This is a genomic window from Bradyrhizobium sp. Kon58, from assembly GCF_055807455.1.
This window is the reverse complement of sequence record NZ_JBVVOT010000495.1, coordinates 1-258: the sequence shown is the minus strand read 5'-3', so window position 1 is coordinate 258 and position 258 is coordinate 1. Positions and strand designations below refer to the sequence as shown.

The following is a 258-nucleotide window of genomic DNA, read 5'->3' as shown; positions in this document are numbered from 1 at the left end:
GCGTGGGCTTCGAAGCACGCGGCCACGGCCACGACGGCGTCAAGGCCGAAGCCCCTGCCACCGTGCTCAACTCACTGATGGGCGTGGTGCGCGTAGCCGGCAAGATCGGTATCCCAGGCCTGTACGTCACCGAAGATCCAGGTGCGGTCGATGCTGCTGCGAAAATGGGCAGCCTGAGCATTCGCTTCGGCCTGGGCTGGGCCAAATCCCATAGCTTCCACACCGGGCAAACCCCAGTGATGAAGTACAACCGCCAAC

1 pseudogene is annotated in these 258 nt (G+C 63.6%); it reads left to right on the top strand.

The annotated features are described in order from the left end of the window. Nucleotides 1–258 (top strand): annotated as a pseudogene (locus AC0L20_RS41260) (formaldehyde dehydrogenase, glutathione-independent); the annotation flags it as partial.